Source organism: Cupriavidus sp. GW823-FHT06D04 (genome assembly GCF_058795055.1).
This window is the reverse complement of record NZ_JBXAHL010000057.1, coordinates 17,504-34,992: the sequence shown is the minus strand read 5'-3', so window position 1 is coordinate 34,992 and position 17,489 is coordinate 17,504. Positions and strand designations below refer to the sequence as shown.

At 69.1% G+C, this 17,489-nt stretch carries 15 protein-coding genes; 2 read left to right on the top strand and 13 right to left on the bottom strand.

The features are described 5' to 3' along the window. From AC1Q7H_RS36855 to AC1Q7H_RS36825, 7 genes are all read right to left on the bottom strand, one after another. Window positions 1-199, bottom strand: a 199-nt coding sequence (locus tag AC1Q7H_RS36855; protein WP_492379906.1) for a porin, incomplete at its 3' end; no start/stop codon positions are given. Between the two features lie 248 nt (window positions 200-447). Continuing rightward, complete coding sequence (locus AC1Q7H_RS36850) at window positions 448-1,272, bottom strand: SDR family NAD(P)-dependent oxidoreductase (RefSeq protein WP_013956277.1); 825 nt, start codon at window positions 1,270-1,272, stop codon at window positions 448-450. 26 nt (window positions 1,273-1,298) lie between these two features. Next, window positions 1,299-1,715 carry a MaoC family dehydratase gene (locus tag AC1Q7H_RS36845; protein ID WP_013956278.1) on the bottom strand — a complete coding sequence of 139 codons (417 nt, stop codon included), beginning with the start codon at window positions 1,713-1,715 and terminating at the stop codon, window positions 1,299-1,301. Between the two features lie 14 nt (window positions 1,716-1,729). Then, window positions 1,730-2,170: a MaoC family dehydratase N-terminal domain-containing protein gene (locus tag AC1Q7H_RS36840; protein ID WP_013956279.1), complete on the bottom strand. Its 441-nt coding sequence runs from the start codon at window positions 2,168-2,170 to the stop codon at window positions 1,730-1,732. Between the two features lie 26 nt (window positions 2,171-2,196). Next, window positions 2,197-3,384, bottom strand: coding sequence for a lipid-transfer protein (locus tag AC1Q7H_RS36835; RefSeq protein ID WP_013956280.1), 1,188 nt, complete (start codon window positions 3,382-3,384; stop codon window positions 2,197-2,199). Between the two features lie 38 nt (window positions 3,385-3,422). Next, a complete protein-coding gene (locus tag AC1Q7H_RS36830; protein ID WP_013956281.1) occupies window positions 3,423-4,562 on the bottom strand; it encodes an acyl-CoA dehydrogenase family protein in 1,140 nt (379 codons plus the stop codon). 196 nt (window positions 4,563-4,758) lie between these two features. After that, on the bottom strand, window positions 4,759-7,611 hold the full coding sequence (locus AC1Q7H_RS36825) for a winged helix-turn-helix domain-containing protein (RefSeq protein ID WP_153956400.1): 2,853 nt from the start codon (window positions 7,609-7,611) through the stop codon (window positions 4,759-4,761). Window positions 7,612-7,932: 321 nt separating this feature from the next. Between AC1Q7H_RS36825 and AC1Q7H_RS36820 the strand changes: the two genes are divergently transcribed. Beyond that, complete coding sequence (locus tag AC1Q7H_RS36820; protein WP_492382340.1) at window positions 7,933-10,455, top strand: winged helix-turn-helix domain-containing protein; 2,523 nt, start codon at window positions 7,933-7,935, stop codon at window positions 10,453-10,455. A 30-nt stretch (window positions 10,456-10,485) separates the two neighbouring features. On the opposite strand, the gene AC1Q7H_RS36815 is transcribed toward AC1Q7H_RS36820, so the two are convergent. Both AC1Q7H_RS36815 and AC1Q7H_RS36810 read right to left on the bottom strand, forming a co-directional pair. Beyond that, window positions 10,486-11,454 (bottom strand): Bug family tripartite tricarboxylate transporter substrate binding protein, encoded by a 969-nt coding sequence (locus AC1Q7H_RS36815; RefSeq protein WP_013956284.1) that lies wholly within the window; start codon window positions 11,452-11,454, stop codon window positions 10,486-10,488. Window positions 11,455-11,682: 228 nt separating this feature from the next. Further along, window positions 11,683-12,846 carry a CaiB/BaiF CoA transferase family protein gene (locus AC1Q7H_RS36810; RefSeq protein WP_013956285.1) on the bottom strand — a complete coding sequence of 388 codons (1,164 nt, stop codon included), beginning with the start codon at window positions 12,844-12,846 and terminating at the stop codon, window positions 11,683-11,685. Window positions 12,847-13,067: 221 nt separating this feature from the next. On the opposite strand from AC1Q7H_RS36810, the gene AC1Q7H_RS36805 reads away from it, so the two are divergent. Continuing rightward, window positions 13,068-13,790, top strand: coding sequence for a hypothetical protein (locus AC1Q7H_RS36805; protein ID WP_013956286.1), 723 nt, complete (start codon window positions 13,068-13,070; stop codon window positions 13,788-13,790). 92 nt (window positions 13,791-13,882) lie between these two features. On the opposite strand, the gene AC1Q7H_RS36800 is transcribed toward AC1Q7H_RS36805, so the two are convergent. Genes AC1Q7H_RS36800 through AC1Q7H_RS36785 form a run of 4 tightly spaced genes read right to left on the bottom strand, consistent with a single transcriptional unit; the run spans window position 13,883 to window position 17,440 of the window. Then, the gene (locus AC1Q7H_RS36800; protein WP_153956399.1) at window positions 13,883-15,622 is read right to left on the bottom strand and encodes a long-chain fatty acid--CoA ligase; all 1,740 of its coding nucleotides are present in this window, start codon (window positions 15,620-15,622) and stop codon (window positions 13,883-13,885) included. 31 nt (window positions 15,623-15,653) lie between these two features. Further along, complete coding sequence (locus AC1Q7H_RS36795) at window positions 15,654-15,824, bottom strand: hypothetical protein (RefSeq protein ID WP_193351053.1); 171 nt, start codon at window positions 15,822-15,824, stop codon at window positions 15,654-15,656. A gap of 33 nt (window positions 15,825-15,857) precedes the next feature. Then, window positions 15,858-16,256 carry a Zn-ribbon domain-containing OB-fold protein gene (locus tag AC1Q7H_RS36790; RefSeq protein ID WP_013956288.1) on the bottom strand — a complete coding sequence of 133 codons (399 nt, stop codon included), beginning with the start codon at window positions 16,254-16,256 and terminating at the stop codon, window positions 15,858-15,860. A 17-nt stretch (window positions 16,257-16,273) separates the two neighbouring features. Continuing rightward, window positions 16,274-17,440, bottom strand: a complete 1,167-nt coding sequence (locus tag AC1Q7H_RS36785) for a thiolase family protein (RefSeq protein WP_013956289.1) — start codon at window positions 17,438-17,440, stop codon at window positions 16,274-16,276. Window positions 17,441-17,489 lie beyond the last annotated feature (49 nt).

Sequence of the window (17,489 nt, the reverse complement as noted above, 5' to 3'; positions counted from 1 at the left end):
GACTACGTAGAGCATCACGTAGCGCCGTAGGAATCCTCGTCCTTTCCGCCGTAAGGCGGCAGCCGAAGGCTGAGGACCGGGAGGATGTCAAATACTCGATCGATCCGTCGATGACCCCATACAGCGTCACGCCGGACTGTGCATTGGCGCTGCCTGCGGCCGCGCCAAGTACAGCCAGCGTGATAAGCGATTTCTTCATGCTAAGTCGTCTCCTGTCGGTTTTTATGGAAGGCGCTGGCCGGTTGCTACGCCCGGCTCTGTTCCATTAGACCTTTGTGCGTGGTGTCAGGCCCCCTCCTAAAAGGAGTGAATCGGGGTCTGGGTGTTGCCGTGCCGCACGGATGATGGCTGGAGGAGAGTCCCTATTGACTTGAGGTGGGGAGGCGGTTGGCGAAGCAAAAAAACGGGGGCTCGCCAATGCGAGCCCCCGCTTCGGTGCGGCTGGATTTACTGCACGTTGCCGGCGACCGCGATCACCTGGCCGGTGATGTAGTTGGAATCCGGCGAGCAGAACAGGTACACGCCGCCCGCGGCTTCTTCCGGGGTGCCCCCGCGGCCGAGCGGGTTGCGCTGGGCGTGCGTCTTCAGCGCTTCCGGGTTCAGGCCCACGCGGATCTCACGGCCTTCGATGTTGACCGTGGCGCCGGCCTTGGCGTCGGCCGAGGTCATGCGGGTGTGGATCAGGCCGAACGCCACCGCATTCACGTTGACGTTGAAGCGGCCCCACTCGCGCGCCATGGCGCGGGTCATGCCGATCACGCCGGCCTTGGCGCCGGAGTAGTTGATCTGGCCGGCATTGCCGTTCAGGCCCGAGGTCGACGAGATATTGACGATCTTGCGGTACACCTCGCGGCCGGCTTCCTTGTCGGCGGCGGCCAGTGCCTTAATATGCGGGTAGGCGGCGCGCAGGATGCGGAAGGGCGCGGTCATATGGCAGTCCAGAATGGCGTACCACTGCTCGTCGCTCATCTTTTGCACCACGTCGTCCCAGGTGAAGCCGGCGTTGTTGACGATGATGTCGATGCACTTGAAATTGCTCATCGCCGTGTTGATGAAGCGATCGGCAAAGTCCGGTGCGGACACGTTGCCCACGCAGGCCACGGCTTCGACGCCCATTGCCTTCAGTTCTTCGACGGTCTGTTGCGCCGGCTCGGCGTCCAGGTCATTGATGACCAGGCGTGCGCCTTCGCGTGCCAGCCGCATGGCGATGGCGTTGCCGATGCCGCGGCCCGAACCGGTGACCAGTGCCACCTTGCCTTCAAGTGCTCCCATTTCAGACTCCTTGTGCTTGATTGGATTTACAGGGCAACGATGGCGTCGCCGAGGATCTTGCTTTCGCCATACTGGTTGGCGGTCTGGATTTCCAGCCTGACGCGTTTCTCGCCGTCGACTTCCAGCTTCTCCACCACGCGGCCGGTGCAGGTGATGCGATGGCCCAGGTGCGTGATGCCGACAAAGCGCACGCCGAACTGGCGCAGCTGGCGCTGGTCCACCCACTGCGTCAGCAGGCGGCCCAGGTAGGCCATCGACAGCATGCCGTGGGCAAACACGTCGGGCATGCCGGCCTTGCGGGCGTAGTCGGTGTCGATGTGGATGGCGTTGTGATCGTTCGAGGCGCCGGCAAACAGCGCCAGCGTGGTGCGATTGATCGGTTCCAGCGTCAGCGGCGGCAGGGTGTCGCCCACCTTGACCTGGTCGAAGCTCAGTTTGCTCATGGGAGTTCTCCGGTTCAGCCGTTGCGATGCACCAGCACGCTGCGCAGGTCCGCCACGTGCTCGCCGTCCTGGTTGGCGACGCGCGTCTCGCGCACCACGAACTCCAGCGCGCCCCCCTTCTTGTCGTAGATGTCGGTGATGGTGGTCTTGAAGTGCAGCGTGTCGCCCGCATAGGCCATACAGTGGTAGTCGAAGGACTGCTCGCCGTGCAGGATGCGGTCCGGCCGGATGCCGAGTTCCTGGCGCCAGGCGCTGGGCGGCTGCGTCAGTTCGAGCGAGAACAGGAAGGTCGGCGGCAGCGGCAGGCCCGGGTGGCCGGCGTCGCGCGCGGCGGCCTCGTCGATATAGACCGGGTCGGTCTGGCCGGTGGCCTTGGCGAAAAAGCGCAGCTGGCTGGCCGGCGCGGAGGTGCGGAAGTCCGCAATCACCCGGCCGATATGTTTCTTGTCGATCATGGATGGGCTCCTGTGTCGGGGTGTGCTCAGGCGTGCTTCTGGTACAGCGTGACCACGCAGGCGCCGCCCAGGCCGAGGTTGTGCGTCAGGGCCAGGCGTGCGCCTTCGACCTGGCGCTGGTCGGCGGTGCCGCGCAACTGCTGGACCATCTCGTAGCATTGCGCCAGGCCGGTGGCGCCCAGCGGGTGGCCCTTGGACAGCAGGCCGCCCGACGGGTTGACCACCCACTTGCCGCCGTAGGTGTTGTCGCCGTCGTTGACCAGCTTCTCGGCGCCGCCTTCCGGGCACAGGCCGAGGCCTTCATAGGTCAGCAGCTCGTTCTGCGCGAAGCAGTCATGCAGTTCGATCACGTCGATGTCCTGCGGGCCGACGCCGGCCTGCTCATACACCTGCTGCGAGCCTTCGCGCGTCATGTCGAAGCCGACCACGCGGATCATGTCGCGTGCGTCGTAGGCGCTGGGGCGGTCGGTGGTCAGCGACTGGCCAGCGATCAGCACGTCAGTCTTCAGGCCCTTCTTGCGGGCGAATTCCTCCGACACCACGATGGCGGCGGCGGCGCCGCAGGTTGGCGGGCAGGCCATCAGGCGCGTCAGCACGCCTTCCCACAGCGCCGGCGCGGCCAGCACGTCCTCGGTGGTCAGCACGTTGCGGAACACGGCCAGCGGGTTGTTGGCGGCGTGGCGGCTGGCCTTGGCGCGGATCCTGGCGAAGGTTTCGAGCTTCGTGCCGTACTTTTCCATATGGGCCTTGCCGGCGCCCGAGAACTGGCGGATGGCATTGGGTAGGTCCTTGCGGTCGACCAGTTCGTCCACCAGGCCGATGGCGCGCTCCAGCGCCGGGGCGCGGTCGTCCCAGCGCGACTTTAGCGCGCCGGGCTGCATGAATTCGAAGCCGACAGCGAGCGCGCAGTCCACCGCGCCGCTCTGCACCGCCTGGCGCGCCAGGAACAGCGCCGACGAGCCGGTGGCGCAGTTGTTGTTCACGTTGATGACAGGGATGCCGGTCATGCCGACCTGGTACAGCGCCTTCTGGCCGCAGGTCGAGTCGCCGTACACGTAGCCGGCGTAGGCCTGCTGCACGTCCTCATAGCCGAGGCCGGCGTCTTCCAGCGCCTGGCGCACGGCGGTTGCGCCCATCACGTCATAGGTGTCGCTGCTGCCCGGCTTCTTGAACGGGATCATGCCGGCGCCGGCGACGAAAACCTTGCGAGTCATGTGTGTGCTCCGATGAGTGTTTGTCTTGGGATCAGTGCTTACAGCTTGCGCGCGATCAGATCGCGCATCACTTCGCTGGTGCCGCCGTAGATGCGGGTCACGCGCATGTCGGCAAAGGCGCGCGCCACCGGGTACTCCATCATGTAGCCGTAGCCGCCGTGCAGTTGCACCATCTGGTCCAGAGCGGTGCCCAGCACTTCGGTCGCATGGAGCTTGGCGATGGCCGCTTCTTCCAGCGTCAGGCGGCGGCGGATGTGCTCGCCGAGGTAGTGGTCGACCAGCAGCCGCACTGAGATCGCCTGCGTCTTGATGTCGGCCAGCTTGAACTTGGTGTTCTGGAAGTCCCAGACGGTCTGGTTGAAGGCCTTGCGGTCCTTGACGTAGGCCAGCGTGTGTTCCAGGCAGACCTCCAGCTTGGCGGCGGCGCTGACCGCGATTGACAGGCGCTCCTGCGGCAGCTCGGCCATCAGGTAGCCAAAGCCCTTGCCTTCCTCGCCCAGCAGGTTTGCCACCGGCACGCGCACGTTGTCGAAGAACAACTCGGCGGTGTCCTGCGCGTGCTGGCCGACCTTGTCCAGCTTGCGGCCGCGGCGGAAGCCCTCGCGGTCGGCTTCCACCACGATCAGGCTGACGCCGCGCGCGCCGGCGGCCGGGTCGGTCTTGCAGACCATGATGATCAGGTCGGCGTTCAGGCCGTTGCTGATGAAGGTCTTGCTGCCGTTGATCACGTACTCGTCGCCATCGCGGATGGCGGTGGTGCGGATCGCCTTGAGGTCGCTGCCGGTGCCCGGCTCGGTCATGCCGATGGCCAGGATGCTCTCGCCGGAGCAGACCTTGGGCAGCCAGCGCTGCTTCTGTTCCTCGTTGCCGATGCGGGCGATATACGGCGCGATGATGTCGGAGTGCACGCCGAAGCCGACCCCGCTCAGGCCGGCGCGGGCATACTCTTCGGCATAGATCGCGGAATGGCCAAAGTCACCGCCGCCACCGCCGTACTCGGTCGGCAGCGTCACGCACAGCAGGCCTTCGCGGCCGGCCTTGAGCCAGGTCTCGCGGTCGACCTTGCCGGCTTTGTCCCATTCGGCTTGCCTGGGCAGGCATTCGCGTTCCAGGAAGCGGCGCACGGTGGTGCGGAACATCTCGTGGTCGTCACGATAGATGCTGCGGTTGATTTCCATTGAGTACTCCGGATGTCGGTCTGCGGGAGGTAGCCTCAGCCCAGCAATGCGGCCGTTGGTATGGCGCTAAGGTACCGGGGAGGAGGGGGCCGCGAACACCACCCGCATCAGGTGGCCGGAGACAGCAAAGAGGGGGCCGTGCTTGGGTCGCGCGGCCTTGGGGGGAGGGAGAGGGGGAGAGGGGGCGGCCGCGCCGTCAGTGCGGCACGTCAGGCGGCTGGGCGCCGCCGGCCTGGTCCAGCTCGCGGTCGCGGGCGCGGGCCACGGCCTCGTCGCGGCTGCTGACGCCCAGCTTGCGGAAGATGTTGCGCAAGTGCCATTTCACCGTCTCCGGCGACAGACCCAGGCTACGTGCGATCTTCTTGTTGGGCAGGGCCTGGCCGAGCAGGCGCACGACATCGGCTTCGCGGTCGCTCAGTTGCTCAAAGCGCGCATCGGCCCTGGCCGGGCTGCCGGCGGGCGCGGCAGCCGCGGCGGTGCCGGCTTCTGTGGCTCGCGGCGGCACGGTGGCCTGCAGCCGTTCGACATAGAAGGCCAGCACCGGGTCCAGCGTGGTGTTCGCGGCCACGCGCACGATCTGGCCGAGTGCGCCGGGGCAGGCATCGATCACGCTACGCATCAGGCCGAGCCGGTGGCCCCGGCGCAACCCTTCCAGTACATGCGCGCGTGCCGCCTCGGCGTCGCCGCGGCGCGATGCCACCACGGCCGCCAGCATGTGCATCTGCGCCACGTGGCGTTGCCAGCCGCGCGCCTCGCAGTACGCGATCAGCGCTGCGGTGCGGGCCTCGGCCCCGCACATGTCGTCATGCGCCAGGCTGAGCAGCAGGTGGGCGCGCTCGTTCACCATGTGGATGGCGTCCAGCGAGCCGCGCGGCGCGTTGCGATGGCGCGCGGCAATGGCGTCCAGGCGCGCCAGCGCCGCCTCGGCGGCAGCGATGTCGCCGCTGGCCAGGTGCAGCCGGATCTGGTTGGCCAGGCTCTGCGCCACCAGCCGGTCCAGGCGCAGTTGCGTGCCGTAGTCTTCCAGCCGCTCCAGCTGCGCGAAGGCATCGAGCCGGTGGCCGCAGATCCAGTGCGCGGCTGCCAGCACGGTGTGCACCCGCAGCACCGAGTCGGGGATCGATACCCGTTCGAGCACGTCGACCCGGTCTTCCAGCAGCCGGCGCGCGGCCTCCAGGTCGTTCTGCTCATACAGCGCCTCGCCCAGCAGGGCTGCGGCAAAGTACTCCGGCTCGGCGCCGGCGCCGCCGTGGCCCGCTTGCTCGACTTCGCGCAGCACGTCGCGGGCGACGCGCTCGGCCTGGATCATGTTGCCTTCCAGCGCATGGCTGAAGCCGATCATGCAGCGCCCGTTGAGCATGCCGCTGGCGGTGCCCAGCAGCGGCACGCCGTCGATCACCAGCGGCGGTGCCTCGGTCTGGATGCGGCGGGCGCGCTCGTAGTCGCCCAGGTGCATATAGAGCCACGACAGCAGGTTGTTGCGCGAGCCGATAAACAGCGCCGGCATGTCGGCGGGCGCGCTCTCGATCTGCGGCAGCAGCGCCAGCGCGCCCTGGCTGTCGTCGCGCAGCAGCACCAGGGAAAAGCGCAGCAGCGCCAGCCGGTAGCGCAGCGAGGCGTCGCCCGGCGGGATGTCGGCTTCGAGCCGGTCCGCGGCCGCGGCGCACGCGTCCAGGTCGCGCGAGAACATCTGTGTGCGCAGTGCCAGCAGGCGCAGTTCGGGGCGCGACTGCACCTGGTCGGCGGGGATGGTGCGCAGCAGCCCGAGCGCCTTGCGCACCTCGCCGCGCATGATCAGGGTGTCGGCAAAGCGCTGCACCAGGTCGGCGGCGGTGTCGGCATCGCCGGCCAGAACCGCGTGGCGCACGGCTTCTTCCAGCATGCGATGGTCGCGGAACCAGCGCCACGCCGCCGCGTGCACGGCGCGCTGCTGGGCCTCGCTGCGCGAGCGGAAACGCTGGGCCAGGGTTTCGCGCAGCAGCGGATGCAGCCGGTACCAGGATTCGCGCTCGGGGCCCTGCGCCGGGGTAATGAAGAGGTTCTCCTGTTCCAGCCGCGCCAGCAGCGCCAGAATCTCGCCTTCACCCAGCGCCTGCTCGCCCAGGGCCTCGCACAGCGACGCGGTGAAGCGTTCGCACGCGGCGGCACGCACCAGCAGCTCGGCTTCGTCCGGCGCCAGGCGCGACAGCACCTCGCGTTCGAAATACTCGGCGAAGGCGCCAGCATCCTGCACGCTGGCCTGCACGAAGCCGGTGGCAAAGGTGAGGCCGCTGGCGTTGGCCTTCTTGCGTTTCCAGTGCGCGGCAAAGAGCTGCAGGCCGGCCACCCAGCCGTCGGTCAGCTCGTGCAGCATGCGCGCATCGCGCGGGCTGATCTCGCCCAGCTGGGCGCGCAGGAAATGCTGCGATTCAGCAAGCGTGAAGCGCAGGTCGCGCTGGTCCAGCTCCAGCAGCATGCCCTGGTCGCGCAGGCGCCCGAGCGACAGTGGCAGCGCCACGCGCGAGGCCAGCACCACATGGAAATTGGCCGGGGCATAGTCGAGCAGCCACTGCAGCGGCTCCAGCACGCGCGGCGCCGTCAGGTGGTGCATGTCGTCGAGCACCAGCGTCACGTCGCGCGGGTGGGCAGCAATGCCGCGCACCAGCGCGATGATGGCGCGCTCGACGGCTTCGTCGTCCGTGCCGCGGTCGGCCAGCATCATGGCTTCGCGCGTCAGCGCGGGGCTGACCTCGGACAGGCAGCCGAGCAGGCGGTCCAGCCAGCGCTGGCGCTCGTTGTCGGCCGGCTCCAGCGTCAGCGCGGCCATGTCAAAGCCGAGCGCCAGCAGGTCCAGCCGCCATGCGGTCAGCAGCGCGGTCTTGCCGTAGCCGGCCGGGCCCTGCAGCACGATGCAGCGCCGGCGCCGCGCCTCGGTCAACTGCGCCAGCAGGCGCTCGCGCGCGACCACGCGCGCCGCGCTGCGCAGCGAGGCCGGGCGGGACGGCTGCGAGACTGGCGCGGCGGGCTGGCTACGGGGAGCGGCTGGCGGATTGGCTGGCGTCTGGGGCATGGGCGAGGCAGGACGGTGCAGGTGAGGTGCGGAGGAAATGCGGGCGAGGCAGCGCGATGCCGGGCAAAGGCGGCACGTTGTCGCGATTGTACTGGCAGACGCGGCGCGGCGGCCAAGCCACGCCTGGCCAGCTGTCCGGGTGGCCAGGGTGAGACGCGCACAGCACCCGCAGGCCACCCGGAACAGGTGGGGAAGGGTTTGCCGGGTGTCCGGCCACAAGGCGTCGCCTTATATTCGCGCAGCGGCAAGCCCGCCGGCGAAGCGCGTGCCTTTTCATGCCTGCACGCCTTCGCCCCTTCATTGTCTTGCCGCTTCGTCCCTTTGTCCCGCTTCCTGCGACAGGCTGGCATCCGCGTGTGCCGGCCCGGCCCGGAGTTCGGCTTCGACCCGGCGCACCCCACCGCGTTGCTGCCCGCGTTCGTCGCGCTGCTGGACGGCGTGCCGGGCGAGGTCTACCTGATGCTGGACGGGCTCGACCGCCTGCGGCACCCGGCCACGCTGGCCTTCCTGCAGGGCGTGCTGAGCGCGCGCCTGCCGCACCTGCATATCGTCGCCGCGGCGCGCGGCGAGGCCGGGCTGGCCCTGGGCCGGCTGCGCGCCGGCGGAGAACTGGCCGAAGCCGGCCGCGCCGAGCTGGCCTTCAGCGTTGCCGAAACCCTGGCCTTCGTGGGCCAGCGCGTGGAAGGGCGCACCGCGCGCCGGGAGAGCTCGCAAGCCGCGGTCGACACGGCGGTGGTGCTGCAGGAAGTCACCGAGGGCTGGCCCGCCGGCCTGGAGCTGGTTGCCGCATCGCTGCGCACGGGCCAGGAACCGGCGTGGCCGCATGCGCAATCTGCCGCCCTGCATGCCTACTGGCAGGAGGAGGTGACTGCCGGATTGCCGCCGGCGTTGCTGGACTTCATGCGCTGTCTCGCGGTGCCGCGCCGCATCCATGCTGAGCTGGCCGCGCTGCTGGCCGGCTGCGCGCAGGCACCCGCGCGCCTTGCCGAGATCGCCGCGCGCAGCCTGTTCCTGGAGGCAGCCCCGCCCGAGCCGGATGAGGTTGCCGATGGGAGCGGGCAGGGCTGGTACCGCTTCCACCCGTTGTTCCGGGCGCACCTGCTGCATGAACTGGAGCACGGCACGGGTCCCGGGCCGCATGGACTGCCCGAGTTGCAGCGGCTGCACGGGCTTGCGTCCGCGTGGCTGGACCGTTGCGGCAAGCCGGCGGAGGCGATCGGACACGCGCTGTGCAGCGGCGACTTTGGCCGTGTGCTGGCGCTGGTGGAGGCCACCGCGGCCCACTTGCCCGGCGTCAGTCCGCTGCGGGACTTCCTGCAATGGGCCGACGGCATTGCACCCGCGCGGCTGGCGTTGCACCCGGCGCTGCTGCTGGCCTCGGCATGGGCATGCGTGGTATCGGTGCGGCCGCAGCACGCCGAGCACTGGATCCGGCGCTGGGAAGCCAGTGCCGGGCCCGGCGTGGATACCGTGGTGCACGCCACGATGATGCGCGCGACCATTGCCGCGCAGCAGGACGACCACGCGCGGGTGCAGGTGCTGCTCGACAGCCTGCAGGGCAGGCCGCAGGGCAATCCCGCGCTCGAGCAGATCCGCATGAGCCTGGCGTTGCGCTACGGCACCCTGCTGGGCTGCCAGCCCCGCTCGCGTGCGCCATACCGCTGCGCGGCGCAGCCCGGCGACACCGAGATCGCGCTGATGGGTGCCGGCACGCTGGCGCTGACGGCCTGGATCGAGGGCAACGCTTACGAGACACTGCGGCTCGGCACGGACGTGCTGGCGGCCGCGCAGCATGCCTATGGGCGCCGCTCGATCGCGGCCAGCCTGTGCGCGGTGGCGGTGGCTGCAGCACTGTACGAGCAGGACCGCATCGCCGAAGCCAGCCAAGTGCTGGCGGGCCGGCTGCAGACGCTGCGCACCGGCACCCCGGACGTGCTGATCGAAGCGGCGCTGTGCCATGCGCGGCTGCAATGGCTGGCAGGCGCGCGCCATGAAGCCCTGGCGGAACTGGTGGAAGCCGAAGCCATGTTCCACCGCCGCGGCCTGCCGCGCGGGGTGGCGCGCGTGGCGGCCGAGCGCCAGCGGCTGGCGCTGCTGGGCAAGGACCTGCGCCACGCGCAGCGGCTGCAGGCCTCGCTGGAGGAACTGGGCCGGCAAGATCCGGGCGATACACCGCGCGGCCAGGAAATCGCCGCTGTTGCGGCACTGGGCCGCGCACGGCTGGCGCTGGCGCAAGGCGAGCCCGCGCTGGCGCTTGCCGCGCTTGGCACCGTGCGCGGCCTGTACGTGGCTTCGATCCGGGAACCGCTGCTTGTGACTGTAGACCTGCTGCAGGCCACCGCGCTCGACGACCTCTATCGTCCCGATGAAGCGGCGCCGTATCTTGAAGCCGCGCTGGCAGCGGGCGAGCGGCTGGGGCTGGTGCGCACTTTCCTCGATGAAGGCGAACGTACCTTCGGCTTGCTGGCAGGCATGGCTGGCAGGGAGGACGGTGGCGCGGCGGGGCGCGGGGCTTACCTGGCGCGCCTGTGCGAGGCCGCCGCGATGACGGCGCCGCCGCCCGGGCCGGCCGAGCACAGTCCGGAGCCCGCCGCCGCGCCGGCTGCGTTGCCGGCCACGCTGCCGCCGGCCGACGTCGGCAAGGGCCGGCTGCTGACCCCGCGCGAGCGCGAGATCCTGGCGCTGCTGGAGCAGGCGATGTCGAACAAGCGCATTGCGCTGGTGCTCAACCTGAGCGTCGACACCGTCAAGTGGAACCTGCGGCAGATCTACGCCAAGCTCAACGTGTCGCGCCGCTACGATGCCATCTTGGTGGCGCGCAGCGCGGCGCAGCGGCCGGGCTGACCGTACCGGCCACCCGGCCGCGCGCTGGCCTTATTCCGCGGTGGCGCCGCTGGCCTTGATCATCTGGGCGATCACGGGCTCGGTCGCGTCGAATTCGCGCCGGAACTCCGCCGGCGAGTTGCCCACCGGATCCATGGCCAGCGCATCGAGCCGCGCGCGCATGGTCGGCGACTGGATCGACGCCCGCGCTTCGGTCTCGAGCCTGGACAGGACCGCCGCCGGCGTGCCGGAGCGCGCGAACAGGCCAAGCCAGGCTGGCGAGCGCAGTTCCTGCTGCTTCAGCCCGGCCTCGGCCATGGTCGGTACGTCGGGCAGCTCCTTGATGCGCTTGTCGCCCATCACCGCCAGGGCCGTCAGCCGGCCGCTCTTGATATGCGGGCCGAGCGTGCTCATCGAGCCGATCGCCCAAGCGATGTTGCCGGCGATCATGTCCTGCGCCATCGGTGCCTCACCCTTGTAGGCCACGTGCGCCATGTCCAGGCCGCGCACCTGATTCAGGTGCGCGCCGACCAGGTGCGGGAAGGTGCCGACGCCATAGGAGCCGTAGCTGACCTTGCCCTTGTTCTTCGCGGCCCAGTCGAGAAACTGCTGCATGTTCTTTGCCGGCACGTCCCGGCTCACCACCAGCACGATCTTGCCGACCGACACCTCGGTGATGAAGGCCAGGTCCCGGCGCACGTCGTACGGCACGTTGCGGTACAGGTGCGGCGTGTTGATCAGCGGCGAAGAGTGGCTGAGCAGGATCGTGTAGCCGTCCGGCGCGGCACGCGTAATGGCCTGCACGGCGATCACGCCCGCGCCACCGGGCTTGTTGTCGACGATGATGGTTTGCCCGAGACGCTTGCCCATGTCCTCGGCCAGCGCGCGCGCCACGGTGTCGGTGGCGCCGCCGGGCGGGCCCGGAACGACAAAGGTGATGGGACGCGACGGGTAGCTCTGGGCACCGCAGACGGCGCTCCATGCCATCACTGCCATCGCGATCAGGGACTTCATGCGCATGATGTGATACCTCGGGAAAGGGAATAGGAAACTGCGTAGCAAGAAGGGCTGCATGTGGGAAGTTATAGGATGCCCGGCACCTTGCATGCCCCCCATATCGGCTGGGCGGGATTGCCCTAGGTGCCGGCCAGTCGGGCAGAAAAAAAGAATGCTCCGGCACGAGGCCGGAGCAAAACACGCAGCCGGACGATGCGGCCAGGTGGAGATTGTGTTGTACCGCGCAGTCCCTTAGCGCTCTGCCATCAGCCCCAGGCCCTGTGCCTGCAACTGGGCCACGCCATCGGCATCGAAGCCCCAGTCGCGCAGCGCGGCGGCGCCATGCTCGCCACGCGCCGGCGCGGGCCCGGAGATCTCGGATGGCGTACCGAGGAAGCGCGGCGCCGGTGCCGGCTGCACCACGCCAGCGACTTCGACGAAGCTGCCGCGTGCGCGGTGATGCGGGTGGTTGGGGGCTTCGCTGAATTCCAGCACGGGTGCGATGCAGGCATCGCTGCCTTCGAACACGGCGCACCATTCGTCGCGCGTGCGGGTCAGGAAGACGGCCTCGAACTGCTCGCGCAGCACCGGCCAGCCGTTGCGGTCGTACTGGGCCGGCAGGTCCTTGCCGGCAAGGCCCAGCTTGTCCAGCAGCTCGGCGTAGAAGCGGCCCTCGACCGGGCCGATCGACATGTACTTGCCGTCGCGCGTGCGGTAGTTGTCATACCAGGGCGCGCCGCCGTCGAGCACGTTGGCCTGGCGCTCTTCGCGCCAGTTGCCCGAGGCCAGCAGGCCCCAGAACACCGCGCCGAGTTGCGCAGCGCCTTCGGTCATGGCCGCGTCGACCACCTGGCCCTTGCCGCCGCGCTGCACATTGAGCAGTGCCGCCACCACGCCAAGCGCCAGTAGCATGCCGCCGCCGCCATAGTCGCCGACCAGGTTCAGCGGCGGCACTGGTGCTTGCCCGGCGCGGCCGATACCCGACAACACGCCGGACAGCGCGACATAGTTCAGGTCGTGGCCGGCACGGTCGGCCAGCGGGCCGGTCTGTCCCCAGCCGGTCATGCGCGCATAGACCAGCCTGGGGTTGAGCGCCAGCGCGGCGTCGGGCCCCAGGCCCAGGCGTTCCATGGTGCCCGGGCGGAAGCCTTCGATCACCACGTCGGCGCGTTCGACCAGCGCCAGCGCTGCGCGCTGCGCTTGTGGCTGCTTCAGGTCCAGCGTGACCGAGCGGCGGCCGCGTCCGGTGATATCCACGCGCTTGCCGGTGGCCGACTTGGGCCCCAGGTCGGCCGGCGCCGCCGGGCGGTCGACGCGCAGCACGTCGGCGCCCATGTCGGCCAGCAGCATGGCGCCGAACGGGCCCGGCCCGATGGCTTCGAATTCCAGTACGCGGATTCCGCTCAGTACACCCATGGTGGTTCTCCTCTTGCCCAGTCCTGTTTGCATGGGACGCACCCATGCCCTTGATTGCGTTTTTGCACTGGCTGCAAGTAGACCAAAAGCGGGCGCCCCCGAGCCCCACCCGTATCAGGTAGTAGGCCGCCCACCCTTCCTGCGGTGCACAAATGCGCTCCTATAATCGGTTCACAGCGGCCGCAGTGCAGGCCGGAAGACGAAGTGAGCCGGAGCCAGAAGTGAGCAATACCCAGCGCGCAATCGCATCGCCAAGGCGGACACGGCAGGCCGCACGCCTGTTGCCGGTCCTGAGCGAGCTCAGGCAGGAGGTGCGCTCGCTGAGCCGGCGTGCGCATCGTCTGGCGCTCGCCCAGGCCGGTGGTGATGACGACGCCTGCCGCCATCAGCTGGCGCAGTTGTTCGAGCGCTGGATCGAAGACGGCTCGCCACGCGCCCAGGTGGTCTGCTTTGCCTCGGCCGCCGAGTTCGGCCTGCCGCTGCACCGGCATGCCGAGCGCTGCCGCGCCGCCGCGACGTGCGACGGCTCCGATGCGGTGCGCGCCTTGTACTGGGCGGCGCTGCACCGCACGCGCAGCCGCGTTGGCATGACCGCGCAGATGGAAGATGCGCAGGCCGCAGTGCTGCCCGCGGTGGCGCCGGCGCCACCGGCTGGCGCGCAGCTGCGGGTGCTGCCCGCCGCATCGGTGCGGCCGCTGTGCCGCCGCTGCGAGCGGCTGCGCCTGGATGCGCGCTGCGCCAATGGCCACGGTGCCTTGCGCCCGCTGGGCGACATGCAATGGCGCAGCCTGGCCGCCGGCGTGCAATGCCAGACGCGCGAGCACCAGTGCGATACCTGCAGCACGCGCTGGACCCAGCACCGCAGCGCGGCGGATCCCTTTACGGCCTGGACCATCAGCCGGCGCGGCAACGCAATCCCGGCAAGGGACGCATTGACGGCCTGAATGCAATGCACCGGCCATGCAGCAATGGCCGGCAATAACAGAACGGCGCGCCGGACCTTGCGGACCGGCGCGCCGTTTTACTTGCGGCTGGGCTAGGCCTTGTGGTTCGCCAATGGAGCGCCCTGCATCTCCTGCTCCTGCAGTTCGCGCCACGCGATCTTGCCGGTGGCGGAGCGCGGCAGGCGCTCGACAAACTGCACGATGCGCGGCGCCTTGTAGGTCGCCATGCTGGTACGGCACCAGGCCAGCAACTCTTCCTCGGAAACGCCGGCGCCGTCACGCCGCACGATCACGGCCTTCACCGTCTCGCCCCGATGCGGATCGCGCGCGGCGATCACGCAGGCTTCCAGGATCGCAGGGTGGGTATGCAGGATCGCTTCCACCTCGGCCGGCCACACCTTGTAGCCCGAGGCGTTGACCATGCGCTTGAGGCGGTCGCGCATGACGAAGTAGCCGTCGGCATCGACGCTGGCAAGGTCGCCGGTACGGAAGAAGCGCTTGCCGTCGATCGTGATAAAGCTCTCGGCATTGGCGGCGGGCTGGTTCCAGTAGCCCAGCATCACCTGCGCGCCGTGCACCACGATCTCGCCGACCTCGCCGCGCGGCACTTCGGCCAGCGTGGCGGGATCGATGACGCGCGCGTCGACGCCGTAGGTCGGCACGCCCAGGTGCCCGGTGCGCGGTGCGGCGAGAGGGTTGGCGATGATGAACGAGGCGGTCTCCGTCAGGCCGTAGCCTTCGACAAACTGCAGCCCGTAGCGCTCCTTCATCACCCGCGCGGTGCTGTCGGGCACCGCCGCGCCGCCGCCGACCACGCAGGCCAGGCTGCTCAGGTCGAATGACTCGATATCCGGCTGCGCGAAGAACTCCACCAGCATCGGCGGCGGCGCCGCCCAGAACGTGACGCGATGGCGCGCTACCAGCTGCGCCGCGGTGCGCCGGTCCCAGCGCGGCAGCAACACGATGGTGCCGCCCATGTAGACCGGCGCATTGACGCCGTTCTGCAGCCCGAGCAGGTGGAACATCGGCGCCACCGCCAGGAAGGTCGACTCCGCGTGCGAGCGCCGCCATAGCTGCGAACCCGCCACCGACACCATCACCGTGCGGTGCGTGTGCATGCAGGCCTTGGGCGCCCCGGTGGTGCCCGAGGTGTAGGGCAGCATGCACAGGTCGTCCAGGCCTGCGGCGCGCGGCGATGGCGTGGAGCCGGCGGCCATGGCCTGCTGCCAGTGGACTGCGCCGGCCGGCAACGCCGAGCCGGACGAGCGCTGCTGCACCCAGTCCGGAATCGCGAGGCTGTCGTCGGGCTGCGCGGGCAGGGCATCGCCATAGTGATGCACGATCACGTGGCGCAGCGGCGTGGTGCCGACCAGCGGTGCCACCTGCCCGACCAGCTCGCTTGCGGCAAACGCGGCCACCGCGCCGCTGTCGGTGACGATATGGCGTAGCTCGTCTTCCAGCAGCATGGCATTGGCCGGCACCACCACGGCATCGGCGCGCAGGATCGCGTAGTAGGCCACGATGAACTGCGGGCTGTTCTGGCTGAGCAGCACCACGCGGTCGCCTCGGTGCACGCCGCATGCCTGCTGCAGGTAACCGGCCATGCGCTCCACCTGCGCCAGCAGTTCGGCATAGGTGGTGGCGCCGTGGTAGAACTGGACCGCGACCTTGTCGGGGAAGCGCCGGGCCGAGATTTCAAGGTTCTCGGCCAGCGTGGTGTGCGGCATATGGAAAACGCGCGGCACGTCGCCGAGCGCCACTGCGGCATCCACCGCAAGCGGGCCAGTGGGGGCGGCGGCGACGCCTGCATCGGGCAGATCGTTGTGGGTCATGGTGGTCCTCTCTGTCATGTTGCAGTTGCCGTCAGAACGCGGTATCGCCATCCAGCAGCCGGCGGCCGCTCTCGTCGTAGGCAGTGCGTTCGCTGCCCAGCAGGGCGCGGTGCTCATGCACCAGCGCGGCCACTTCGCGGTCGATGGCTTTGATCAGCGCACCGCCGAATTCGACCCATTCGCCCGGGGGCTGGAAATCCATGTTGCTGCTCTCCTTGACAGGTTCAGCCCGGCCTCAGGCCAGCGTGAAAGTCGGTACCGGGGCGCCGCCATCGCTGGGCGAGAACTTCACCTGCACCTTCTGCCCGATCCGCACCGTGTCGAGGTCGCAGTCGACGATATGGGTCATCATGGTCACGCCTTCGTCCAGCGTGACGTAGGCGATGCAGAACGGATTGGGACCTGCGCGGCGCGTCACGCTGAAGCTGTAGATCGTGCCGCGGCCGCTGGCCGGCTTCCATGAGGTGGTGCCCATGCAGAACGGGCACAGCACGCGCGGATACCAGTGGGGCTTGCCGCAGTCGTCGCAGACCTTGAACAGCAATTGGCCTTCGCGCGCGGCCTGCCAGAAGGGCAGGTTGTCGGGCTGCTCGTCCGGCGCCTTGTAGGCAATGGGGGTATGTGGGGTCGTCATGTCATTGCTCCCGCGCATTATTCACGTTCAAGGATCAGGGTGGCGCTGCCGTGGCGCGAGCCCAGGTAGCCGCCGGTGCCTTGCGCCAGCGCCAGGTCGCAGTTGGCGACCTGCACCGCCGGGTGGGCTTCGCCGCGCAGCTGGCGCACGGCCTCGATGACCTTGGTGATGCCGCCGCGGTTGGCCGGATGGTTGTTGCACAGGCCGCCGCCGTCGGTGTTGAAGGGCAGCTTGCCGACGCCGGAGATCAGGTTGCCGTCGGCGACGAACCTGCCGCCTTCGCCTTTCTTGCAGAAGCCCAGGTCTTCCAGCTGCATCAGCACGGTGATGGTGAAGCTGTCGTAGATCGACGCGTACTTGATGTCGGCCGGCGTGACGCCCGCTTCGGCGAACGCCGTCGCGCCCGAGAAGCGCGCGCCGGACCAGCTCAGATCGACTTCTCCACCGAGCTGGCCCTTGATGTACTCGCCGGCGCCGCGGATCTTCACCTTGGGCCTCTGCAGCGTGGCGGCGATTTCCGGGCGCGCCACGACCAGCGCGCCGCCGCCGTCCGATACCACGCAGCAGTCGAGCTTGTGCAGCGGATCGGAAATCATCGGCGAGTTCAGCACGTCCTCGACCGTGACCACGTCGCGCAGCATGGCATGGGGGTTGTGCTGCGCGTGGTGCGACGCGGCCACCTTGACCCAGGCGAGCTGCTCGGCAGTGGTGCCGTATTCGTGCATATGGCGCATGGCCGTCATCGCGTACAGGTTGACGGTGACCGGGCTGAAGGGGCTCTCGAACGGCGCGTCGGGCAGGTTGGCGCCCCAGTTGCGCGCCTGGGTGCCGCTGGAGCCTTCCGAACGCGGGCGGCCCGCCAGCGTGATCAGGGCCACGTTGCACTTGCCGGCCGCGATGGCCTGCGCCGCGTGCGAGACATGGACCAGGTAGGCCGAGCCGCCGGTGTCGGTGGAGTCGACATGGCGCACCTTGAGGCCGAGATAGTCGACCATATTGACCGCGCCCAGTCCGGGCGCGTCGCCGGCGCAGAAGTAGCCGTCCACGTCCGCCAGCGTCAGGCCCGCGTCTTGCAGTGCGCCCTTGGCGCTTTCGGCGTGCAGCTGCGCCACCGACTTGTCCGGTGCCTTGCGGGTCGGGTGCTCATAGGCGCCGACGATATAGGCCTTGCCGTTGATGCTCATCATTTCTCCTCTCGTGCGTCAAATGGTGCTACGCATGGATATTGCAGCG

Coding starts and splice junctions, on each gene's coding strand:
- AC1Q7H_RS36850 (WP_013956277.1), bottom strand. CDS start 1,272: ATGGGAGCACTTGAAGGCAAGGTGGCACTGGTCACCGGTTCGGGCCGC.
- AC1Q7H_RS36845 (WP_013956278.1), bottom strand. CDS start 1,715: ATGAGCAAACTGAGCTTCGACCAGGTCAAGGTGGGCGACACCCTGCCG.
- AC1Q7H_RS36840 (WP_013956279.1), bottom strand. CDS start 2,170: ATGATCGACAAGAAACATATCGGCCGGGTGATTGCGGACTTCCGCACC.
- AC1Q7H_RS36835 (WP_013956280.1), bottom strand. CDS start 3,384: ATGACTCGCAAGGTTTTCGTCGCCGGCGCCGGCATGATCCCGTTCAAG.
- AC1Q7H_RS36830 (WP_013956281.1), bottom strand. CDS start 4,562: ATGGAAATCAACCGCAGCATCTATCGTGACGACCACGAGATGTTCCGC.
- AC1Q7H_RS36825 (WP_153956400.1), bottom strand. CDS start 7,611: ATGCCCCAGACGCCAGCCAATCCGCCAGCCGCTCCCCGTAGCCAGCCC.
- AC1Q7H_RS36815 (WP_013956284.1), bottom strand. CDS start 11,454: ATGCGCATGAAGTCCCTGATCGCGATGGCAGTGATGGCATGGAGCGCC.
- AC1Q7H_RS36810 (WP_013956285.1), bottom strand. CDS start 12,846: ATGGGTGTACTGAGCGGAATCCGCGTACTGGAATTCGAAGCCATCGGG.
- AC1Q7H_RS36800 (WP_153956399.1), bottom strand. CDS start 15,622: ATGACCCACAACGATCTGCCCGATGCAGGCGTCGCCGCCGCCCCCACT.
- AC1Q7H_RS36795 (WP_193351053.1), bottom strand. CDS start 15,824: ATGGATTTCCAGCCCCCGGGCGAATGGGTCGAATTCGGCGGTGCGCTG.
- AC1Q7H_RS36790 (WP_013956288.1), bottom strand. CDS start 16,256: ATGACGACCCCACATACCCCCATTGCCTACAAGGCGCCGGACGAGCAG.
- AC1Q7H_RS36785 (WP_013956289.1), bottom strand. CDS start 17,440: ATGAGCATCAACGGCAAGGCCTATATCGTCGGCGCCTATGAGCACCCG.